9 protein-coding genes and 1 pseudogene are annotated in these 8,849 nt (G+C 40.0%); 7 read left to right on the forward strand and 3 right to left on the reverse strand.

The features are described 5' to 3' along the window. Window positions 1-126: 126 nt before the first annotated feature. Window positions 127-873, reverse strand: coding sequence for an FKBP-type peptidyl-prolyl cis-trans isomerase (gene fkpA / locus GQR52_RS19870; protein ID WP_007582243.1), 747 nt, complete (start codon window positions 871-873; stop codon window positions 127-129). A gap of 215 nt (window positions 874-1,088) precedes the next feature. On the opposite strand from fkpA, the gene GQR52_RS19875 reads away from it, so the two are divergent. Together GQR52_RS19875 and GQR52_RS19880 are read left to right on the forward strand one after the other, a co-directional pair. Further along, complete coding sequence (locus GQR52_RS19875; protein ID WP_024589508.1) at window positions 1,089-2,087, forward strand: hypothetical protein; 999 nt, start codon at window positions 1,089-1,091, stop codon at window positions 2,085-2,087. Beyond that, the gene (locus GQR52_RS19880; RefSeq protein WP_007378900.1) at window positions 2,074-2,289 is read left to right on the forward strand and encodes a SlyX family protein; all 216 of its coding nucleotides are present in this window, start codon (window positions 2,074-2,076) and stop codon (window positions 2,287-2,289) included. The genes GQR52_RS19875 and GQR52_RS19880 overlap by 14 nt, the downstream gene beginning before the upstream one ends. Window positions 2,290-2,321: 32 nt before the next feature. On the opposite strand, the gene GQR52_RS19885 is transcribed toward GQR52_RS19880, so the two are convergent. Continuing rightward, a complete protein-coding gene (locus GQR52_RS19885) occupies window positions 2,322-2,525 on the reverse strand; it encodes a YheV family putative zinc ribbon protein (protein ID WP_007378899.1) in 204 nt (67 codons plus the stop codon). Window positions 2,526-2,657: 132 nt separating this feature from the next. Between GQR52_RS19885 and GQR52_RS19890 the strand changes: the two genes are divergently transcribed. From GQR52_RS19890 to GQR52_RS19910, 5 genes are all read left to right on the forward strand, one after another. Continuing rightward, window positions 2,658-4,580: an ATP-binding cassette domain-containing protein gene (locus GQR52_RS19890; protein WP_165729560.1), complete on the forward strand. Its 1,923-nt coding sequence runs from the start codon at window positions 2,658-2,660 to the stop codon at window positions 4,578-4,580. Further along, a complete protein-coding gene (locus tag GQR52_RS19895) occupies window positions 4,564-4,986 on the forward strand; it encodes a TIGR02444 family protein (RefSeq protein WP_165729561.1) in 423 nt (140 codons plus the stop codon). Before GQR52_RS19890 ends, GQR52_RS19895 begins: the two co-directional genes overlap by 17 nt. 843 nt (window positions 4,987-5,829) lie before the next feature. After that, entirely contained in the window at window positions 5,830-6,822 is a 993-nt protein-coding gene (locus tag GQR52_RS19900; protein WP_165729562.1) for a hydrolase, read from the forward strand. Further along, window positions 6,819-7,073: a YheU family protein gene (locus tag GQR52_RS19905; protein ID WP_007582257.1), complete on the forward strand. Its 255-nt coding sequence runs from the start codon at window positions 6,819-6,821 to the stop codon at window positions 7,071-7,073. The genes GQR52_RS19900 and GQR52_RS19905 overlap by 4 nt, the downstream gene beginning before the upstream one ends. A gap of 64 nt (window positions 7,074-7,137) precedes the next feature. Next, entirely contained in the window at window positions 7,138-8,334 is a 1,197-nt protein-coding gene (locus tag GQR52_RS19910; RefSeq protein ID WP_165729563.1) for a dipeptidase, read from the forward strand. A gap of 427 nt (window positions 8,335-8,761) precedes the next feature. Here GQR52_RS19910 and GQR52_RS19915 read toward each other — a convergent pair. Beyond that, window positions 8,762-8,849 (reverse strand): annotated as a pseudogene (locus GQR52_RS19915) (elongation factor Tu); the annotation flags it as partial.

Below are 8,849 nucleotides of genomic sequence, written 5' to 3' on the forward strand. Positions count from 1 at the left end.
AAAAAATCCGTAGTTAGTTTCCTAACTACGGATTTTGCATGATCGTTTGGATCGGTCAACCGGTCATTTTCTTAACTGATCGGCATTAGACCTAAGGTCCCTTTTTGCATTTACACAATAAACTTATTATTGTGCTGGTGCTTCTTCATTTTGAATTTCAAGTAATTCAACTTCAAATACAAGTGTTGAATTAGCTGGAATCTTACCTAAGTCACGGTCGCCGTAAGCAAGTTCTGAAGGAATAGTGAACTTGTACTTAGAACCCACTGACATAAGTTGTAAACCTTCAGTCCAACCAGCAATTACGCGGTTAAGAGGGAAAGTTGTAGGTTCGTTACGTGCATATGAGCTATCAAACTCAGTACCGTCTAATAAAGTACCTTTGTAGTGTACTTTAACTACGTCTGTTGCTACTGGCTTTTCGCCATCGCCTTCGCTAAGTACTTCATACTGCAGGCCAGACTCAGTTACTGTAACGCCTTCTTTTTTAGCGTTGTCAGCTAGGTATTTAACACCCGCTTCTTTGCTTTTTTCAGACTCTACTTTTGCTTTTTCTTCTTGCTTAGTACGTACTGATGTATCTAGTTCAGTTAATACTTCGCGAATTTTTTCTTCGTCAATTTTTGCATTACCAGCAAGTGCATCTTCAAAACCACGGATTAGAAGTGCTTGGTCTAGCTCAATACCAATTTCTGTTTTGTCTGCTAGGTCTTTATTTAAAAAGTTACCTACAGATGCACCAATACCGTATGCTTGTTGCTGTTCTACAGTGTCTAATTTAACTTCAGCTTGTTCTTTTTTTGCTTCTTGATTACAAGCTGTAAGCGCTAAAACTGACGCTGCAATCAATGACAATCTAATCGTCTTTTTCATTTTAAATCTCCGACACACTTTGCAGTTGTCATTTTAATGTATTATTACTAGTTAAAGATTAACGGCCCACATGATAGGCTGCTTGTTTAATGACTAAATTCCACATTGTTAGCTAAACTAAAAACATATCCAGTGATTAGACAAACAACCTAGGCATTTAACGCGTCCTAGTCTAACCTCTCAGTCACTAAGAGTTAAGGGGAAATACCTGTAATATGTCGATATTTCGTACTTTTTTAATCGTATTTAGCTGTTTTTTAGCCATCGCCTGTACCGATAAAAAACAACACGCTGTAGCAAGTTACGAACATGCTGCACAAGGTGCGTTTTCATCAACACTTTCAAACGATGGTAAATACAGTTTGATCTCCTCTATCAACCATGGGGTCGCCCTGTGGGATAATCAACAGCAGGTACTAAAATACCAATGGTTTCAGCAGCAAGATCAAGACAGTTTGGTATACGCCGTTGCTATTGCTTTTGATAACAGCGTGGCTGTTACCGCCGAAAAAAACACGTTTGCTGTGTGGGATATAGCCACAGGCAAAAATAAAGGTTATTACAAAATACAAAAAGCCAGTATTCGCGATATTGCTATTAGCAATCAAGGCCGTAGTGTTTTATACGGCCGTAGCGACGGCGTTGTCGTATTTGTAAACCTAGAAACCGGACGTCGTATTGAGTTTTTAGGTCATCAAGATAAAGTTAACACCGTTGACCTATCACCTAACGGACGCTACGCCTTAAGTGGTTCTAACGATTATGTTGCTTACTTTTGGGATACACGTACAGGGCAAGTAATTCATCGTTTTAATCACCCAACGCGTGTTACCCAAGTGACGCTCGATCCACAGGGTCGCTATGCGTTTACGGCCGACAGTATGGCACAAGCAAATGTATGGAAGCTGACTACAGGTGATCTTGTGAGTAAACTGAAGTATATTGCGCGTCAGAAAATTTTTACTGCTGTGCGTTTTAACGAACAAGGCACTTTGCTTGCAACCGGCTCGCCAAATAAGCGCGTAGATTTGTGGCAAATACCAAGCGGTGAAAAGATTCAAACTTGGCAGGTTACCCCGCGCGAAGGCAGTAAGCCTAAATCGGCGGTGGTGCTAGATGTGACATTTACAGATAACGGTAAGTCGTTGTTAACCGAAAGCTCCAGCGGTATCGCAGAGCGATTTATTATACGAGAGAATAATGAACACAATTGAACATCGCTTAATGGAACTTGAAGCCAAAGTGGCTTTTCAAGACGAAACGATTGAAGTCTTAAATGATGAAATAAAAGTGCACCAGCAACTGTTAGCAAAAATGAAACGCCAAACTGAGCTGCTAGCAGAGAAGATTAAAGAGTCGCAGTCATCATCGTCTATGATGTCTGAAGCACCTGAGCCGCCTCCACCGCATTACTAAAACCGGTAAAAATTAGGCAATAAAAAACCGGGTTAGTCGCCCGGTTTAAATACACCAATTACTTGTTCAAATTGGCGAGTAGACGCCTGAACAGCGTTATCGGGTTGCGCCATTTTATGACCACACTCAACACACTCTACTTTTTCAACATCATGTTCTCTGTATAGCATCATAGTATCCATGGCTTTGCAGTCAGGGCACGATGCACCAGCAATAAATCGCTTCTTTTGTCTCACAACATTTTTCCTGTGGTTTGAACTGCCGCTATTTTATCGTATAACTTCACTTGTTGATACGCTTGATAAGAGCATTAAGTTCTATGTTATGATAGCGCCAACTTAACAAGGGCACAGCAAAGTAACGCATTCATGATCCAAATCTCAGAAATAGAACTACTTCGTGGCGGTAAAGCCTTATTAAAAAACGCATCAGCTACGTTATTCCCAGAGCACAAAGTAGGCCTTGTTGGCGCTAATGGCTGCGGAAAATCAACGTTATTTGGTTTACTAAAATCAGAACTGCAATTAGATGCCGGTAACTGCAGCATTCCAAAAGATTGGTCTATTGCCTCTGTTAAGCAAGAGACACCTGCACTTGAAATAAGCGCGATTGATTATGTACTTCAAGGCCACCCAGAATACTACGCAATGCGCATAGCACTGCGTGAGGCCGAGAAAAACAACGATGGCGACACACAAGCCAAAGTACATATTCAGCTTGAAAACATTAAAGGCTACAGCATTGAATCAACCGCCGGTGAGCTATTACACGGCTTAGGCTTTGCCAATAACCTTATAGAAAACCCTGTCAGCTCATTTTCGGGTGGTTGGCGTATGCGTTTAAACCTTGCCCAAGCATTAATACGCGACGCCGATTTACTACTTCTTGATGAGCCAACAAATCACCTTGATTTAGATGCCGTTTATTGGCTTGAGCGTTTTTTACGTGCTTATACCGGCACCCTTGTACTTATATCACATGACCGTGAGTTTTTAGATGCGGTGGTTGATCAAATTTGGCACGTAGATAAGCAGCTTATCAACGTGTACAAAGGTAACTACTCGCAGTTTGAACGCCAAAAAGCAGAGCGCTTGCTACAACAACAAGCGATGTTTGATAAGCAACAAGATCAAATTGCGCACCTTGAGCAGTTTATAACGCGCTTTAAAGCAAAAGCCAGTAAAGCTAAACAAGCACAAAGCCGTGTAAAAGCACTTGAACGCATGGAAAAACTAGCGCCAGCACATGCCGACTCGCCATTTAACTTTGAGTTTGCAGAGCCAAAAGCATTACCAAACCCACTAATGACAATAGATAAAGCCAAAGCGGGTTATGGTGACGTCACTATTTTAAATAATATAGAGCTAAACCTTGTACCAGGTAGCCGAATTGCTTTACTTGGTCGAAATGGCGCGGGTAAATCAACGTTAATTAAACTGCTTTCTGGTGATTTAGAGCCGCAAGCGGGCGAAGTTATTCAGCACCATGGATTAAATATTGGTTATTTTGCGCAGCATCAGCTTGAATCTCTTGATTTAAAAGCCAGTGCAATAACGCACATACAACGACTAGACCCAAAAGCCACTGAACAATCACTACGTGACTTTTTAGGCGGCTTTGCCTTCATTGGCGATAAAGCGCTTGAGCCTGTAGCCCCGTTTTCGGGCGGCGAAAAAGCACGTTTAGTACTTGCCATGTTGGTATATCAAAAACCAAACTTATTACTACTCGATGAGCCAACTAACCACCTTGATTTAGAAATGCGCCATGCACTTGTTATGGCACTACAAGGTTTTGAAGGCGCTATGGTTACCGTATCGCACGATCGCCATATGCTTAAAAATACCGCCGATGAGTTTTACTTAGTAGATGACGGCAAAGTAACCCAGTTTGGTTACGACCTAGATGCATATTACCAATGGCTACTTAATGCGAATAAAGAAGCGGTTAAAGCGCAGCAAACCGACGAGCCTAAAGCAAACCCAGGTGTTAATCGTAAGGAGCAAAAGCGCTTAGAGGCTGAGTTTAGAAAAGCCATTCAGCCACTTAAAAAGCAAATTGAAAAGCTTGAAAAGCAACTCGATAAATTCACCGCCGAATTAAGTGAAGTTGAAGTGACCTTAGGTGATAACGAACTGTACAACGACGACAACAAAGCCAAGCTTAAAGAGTTATTAGCCAAGCAAGCAACGCTTACACCTAAACTTAACGACGTTGAAGAAGAGTTACTTATGGCACTTGAAGAAATGGAAGAAAAAGAGCAGGCGTTCGCCGATGAACTTGCTCAATAGCGACCATTTTTGGCAGTTTGCGTGCACTTTGTACGCAAAGCCTGAGCAACAAACAACCTTGCTGGCACTACAAAACCAGCAAGGAAAAAATGTTAATTTATGCTTATTGCTACTTTATTTAGACTCATTAAATTTAAGTATTAATACCCAACAGCTAAATGAGTTAACGCAAGTAGTTAGTGAATTTGATACTTATGCATTACAGCCTCTGCGCGCTGCTCGTAGCTATTTAAAAGCTAATCAGAATACGATAAGTGATTACGCCACAATACGCGCAGAGTTACTAAGCGCTGAGCTAAAGCTTGAAAAACAACAGCAACATATGTTGATTGAAGCAGTAAATGAGTTTGAATTAATCGAGCATGCAGAACCAAACAATATTGAGCTGTATATGAAAGCCACTTAGGCTGCGACTTTTTATACCCTCCTCTACTGCTCATTCTCTTTTCTTTGTGCAAAAAACCTTTAAGTAATTTATTTACAAAGAGGTTAAGAGGCGCTTCGCTTTTAGAGGAAAACAAACTAGATTACTTAGATAAAAATATAAATATTGAGCGGCTGTTTAGCTCAGCATTTTATTACCCTGCCCCCATTTACTTCTCTTTTTCTTCTTTTTGCGCAAAGACCTTTAAGTAATTTATTCACAAAGAGGTTAAGAGGCGCTTCGCTTTTAGAGGAAAACAAACTAGATTACTTAGATATAAATATTGAGCAGTTTGTTGCTCTACCCTCATTTACTTCTCATTCTTTTCTCTTTGTGCAAAAAATCTTTAAGTGGTTTACTCAAAAAAGTTTAAAGCGCTACGCTTTTAGGTAAAGTGAAAAACTCTCTTAGCTCTCAGTGGTAATAACTTAGTAGCCTTTAAAGCATGATCTAAATCAACTTAGCTTCACCCCTATATCTGCTTATGTAAATAACTTGATCTCGATCACGTTGCGACCTGCAAACACCGCCTATGATTAACCCATCAACAACGAGGGGAACAACTCATGAACGTATTCTTTAGAGATTTTTTTACAGATCCAGTTTTATTTATGTCTTTTGGATTTTTAACTATCGTTGTTTCTTTGTGTATCTTTTTTGCTTTTTTCTTTCTGAAAAAAATACATGATGCAGAAATTCCTGACCAAAATTAAGCACGACGCACTAAAGCGCCTTATTAGTTTACTAGTTAGGCGCTTTTTATTTTCTGAAGCGAAAAATTTGGTACACTAGCTTTTCGTTTAATACAAAGTGCGTAGTACAAACATGATCTCTCAGTTCAAACCAGCATGGTGGATGACCAATCGTCACGTTCAGACCATAATGCCGCGTTTTTTCCGCCCATTTCACCACACTCGCTACGAACTTGAGCAACTTGATACACCTGATGGTGACTTTATTGAGCTCGCATGGTCACTTCCACATAACGAAACCGCTCCACTTGCCGTTGTTTTACATGGCCTTGAAGGCAATATAAATAGCTTTTATGCCAAAGGCATGATGAAGGCGTTAAAAAAGCAAGGTTATGCAGTTGTGCTTATGCACTTTAGAAATTGCTCAACTGAAGTAAATCGCCTGCCACGTGCTTATCACAGCGGTGACACCGCCGATTTAGCCTTTTTTATAAATCACTTAAAGCTGCAATTTCCTGAGCGCACTATGGTCGCTGTAGGTTTTTCGTTAGGCGGTAACGTACTGGCCAAATACTTAGGTGAACAATCACAAGCATGCCCACTAAGTGCTGCAGCGGTGGTATCTGCTCCTTATGATTTGTCGTCATCAAGCGATGTTATTCGTAAAAGCTTAGGTAAAATTTACCAAAAATATCTGCTCGATCGCATGAAAAAATCAATGCAGCGAAAGCTGCCACAAATTAAGCAGCAAATTTCACTAACACCAAAACAGTTAATGAATATTGATGATTTATTAGAGTTTGATAACCAACTTACAGCACCGTTACATGGCTTTGAAAATGCCCACGATTACTATCGTAAAGCCAGTGCTATGCCGTACTTAAAAGATATCGCTATACCCACACTTATTATTCATGCCAAAGACGACCCAATGCTCTCAATTAAGGCCGTACCGAGTAGGCAAGATGTAAGTGAGCATGTTACGCTGCGCATCTCTGACAAAGGCGGACATGTTGGTTTTATTAGCGGTAAAAATCCGTTTAAGCCCATATTTTGGTTAGAGAAAGCCGTGCCATGCTATTTTGGGCAACATGTTTTAGGCAACGCAAACAAAGAGCAATTATGATTATCCCTTTTGAACAACTCGATAAAGATACACTATACAACCTAATAGAAAGCTATGTACTGCGCGAAGGCACCGATTATGGCGAAGTAGAAGCAAGCATTGAATCTAAAGTTAACCAAGTTAAGCTACAGCTTAAAAATGGCGAAGCAATGGTGTTTTTCTCGGAATTACATGAGTCAGTTACTATTATTTCTAAGGGCGAATTTAAAGCGCTGCAAAGTGAAGAGCATCAAGCAGAGGCGTTTGATTAAGGTGTAGTACTTGTAACTTTTGAATTGAACGTACACAATGGCTTTTTACCCAAAGAGCCAAAACATGATAAAACTCAGCACTCTAGTGGTAGCCGTATCACTAGCATTAACTAGTCAAGTCCATGCAGAACAAACAATAACAGCATCCGACAAAGCAATTAAACTCGCTAAAGACACCATTTTAATTGATACCCATATCGACGTACCTTATCGAATTCACGAAAGCTGGGTTGATGTAACTAAAGCGACAACTGATGGCGATTTTGACTACCCTCGCGCTGTAAAAGGCGGTTTAAACGCACCGTTTATGTCGATTTATATTCCTGCGCATTTGGAATTTGAAGGTAAAGGAAAAAGCTACCAACTAGCCAATCAAATGATTGATAGTATGGAAGCTATAGCCCAGCGCGCACCCGATAAGTTTGCTATTGCCAGCTCAAGCACTGATATAGAAGAGCAGTTTAAGCAAGGTAAGCTGTCTATTGCAATGGGTATGGAAAATGGCTCTCCTATCGAAGGAGATATGAAAAACCTTCAGCACTTTTACGACCGCGGTATTCGCTACATCACGCTAGCGCACTCGCAAAGCAACCATATTTCGGATTCGTCTTATGATATTCGCCGCAAATGGAAAGGTTTAAGCCCATTTGGTAAAAAGCTAATTACTGAAATGAATAATATTGGTATGTTAATCGACGTATCACATATTTCTGATGATGCGTTTTATCAGGTTATGGATCTCTCTAAAACACCCGTAATTGCCTCACATTCATCACTTCGTAAATACACGCCAGGCTTTGAGCGTAATATGAATGACGACATGCTATTGGCACTTAAAGAAAATGGCGGTGTTATTCAAATCAACTTTGGCTCAAGTTTTGTTACCGCTAAAGCAGGTAGTTGGGGCAAGCAGTTAAAAAGCACAAAAGAGTCGGTTAAAAAAGACGGGACTAAATTAAGCAAAGATTTTGATGCTGCCTACCGTGCTAAAAACCCTTACCCATTTGCAAGCCTTGAGCAAGTACTTGATCATATTGATCACGTAGTTGAGCTAATTGGTATTGATTATGTAGGTATTGGCTCTGATTATGATGGAGTAGGCGATTCATTACCTATCGGTTTAAAAGATGTATCTAGCTACCCTAACCTTGTTCAAGGTTTAATGGATAGAGATTACAGCGATGCTGATATTAAAAAAATTCTTAGCGGTAATTTATTAAGAGTTTTAAAGCAAGCTGAAGAATATGCGAAGAAAAATTAAAGCTTTTTAGCGTATATTAGTTATTGGCTAAAATACCAAAAGCTAATTCAATATAAGCGCGGCCTAGCCGTGCTTTTTATTGGTACCAATTTTATTAAAAGCATGATCATTTTAACGTATTAAATAGTCCATTAACTGCGTAGTTATTTTCAGCAATCTTTTTCCTCGGGTTTCGTAAAACTCAATCCAAGCTACGGCAATAAAGTTATAACGAAAAGCCAATCACTTTTCTTCAGGTATTAAAAAAGGCCACCTAAGTGACCTTTTTCTAATAATTAACTTTAAGGTTAATTATTACGCTACGATAATTGCTACAAAGCACCTACGCCTAAGGTAAGAGCGCCACCTTCATATGACACTTTTCTTCAGGCATTAAAAAAGGCCACCTGAGTGACCTTTTTCTAACAATTAACTTTAAAGTTAATTATTACGCTACGATAGTTGCTACAACACCAGCACCTACAGTACGACCACCTTCACGGATAGCAAAACGAAGACCTTCATCCATCGCGATT

Origin of the sequence: Pseudoalteromonas sp. 31A1, from assembly GCF_011378815.1 — a bacterium.
Lineage (GTDB): Bacteria > Pseudomonadota > Gammaproteobacteria > Enterobacterales > Alteromonadaceae > Pseudoalteromonas > Pseudoalteromonas arctica.

Coding starts and splice junctions, on each gene's coding strand:
- GQR52_RS19895 (WP_165729561.1), top strand. CDS start 4,564: ATGAACTTGCTCAATAGCGACCATTTTTGGCAGTTTGCGTGCACTTTG.
- GQR52_RS19875 (WP_024589508.1), top strand. CDS start 1,089: ATGTCGATATTTCGTACTTTTTTAATCGTATTTAGCTGTTTTTTAGCC.
- GQR52_RS19880 (WP_007378900.1), top strand. CDS start 2,074: ATGAACACAATTGAACATCGCTTAATGGAACTTGAAGCCAAAGTGGCT.
- GQR52_RS19890 (WP_165729560.1), top strand. CDS start 2,658: ATGATCCAAATCTCAGAAATAGAACTACTTCGTGGCGGTAAAGCCTTA.
- GQR52_RS19905 (WP_007582257.1), top strand. CDS start 6,819: ATGATTATCCCTTTTGAACAACTCGATAAAGATACACTATACAACCTA.
- GQR52_RS19910 (WP_165729563.1), top strand. CDS start 7,138: ATGATAAAACTCAGCACTCTAGTGGTAGCCGTATCACTAGCATTAACT.
- fkpA (WP_007582243.1), bottom strand. CDS start 873: ATGAAAAAGACGATTAGATTGTCATTGATTGCAGCGTCAGTTTTAGCG.
- GQR52_RS19900 (WP_165729562.1), top strand. CDS start 5,830: ATGATCTCTCAGTTCAAACCAGCATGGTGGATGACCAATCGTCACGTT.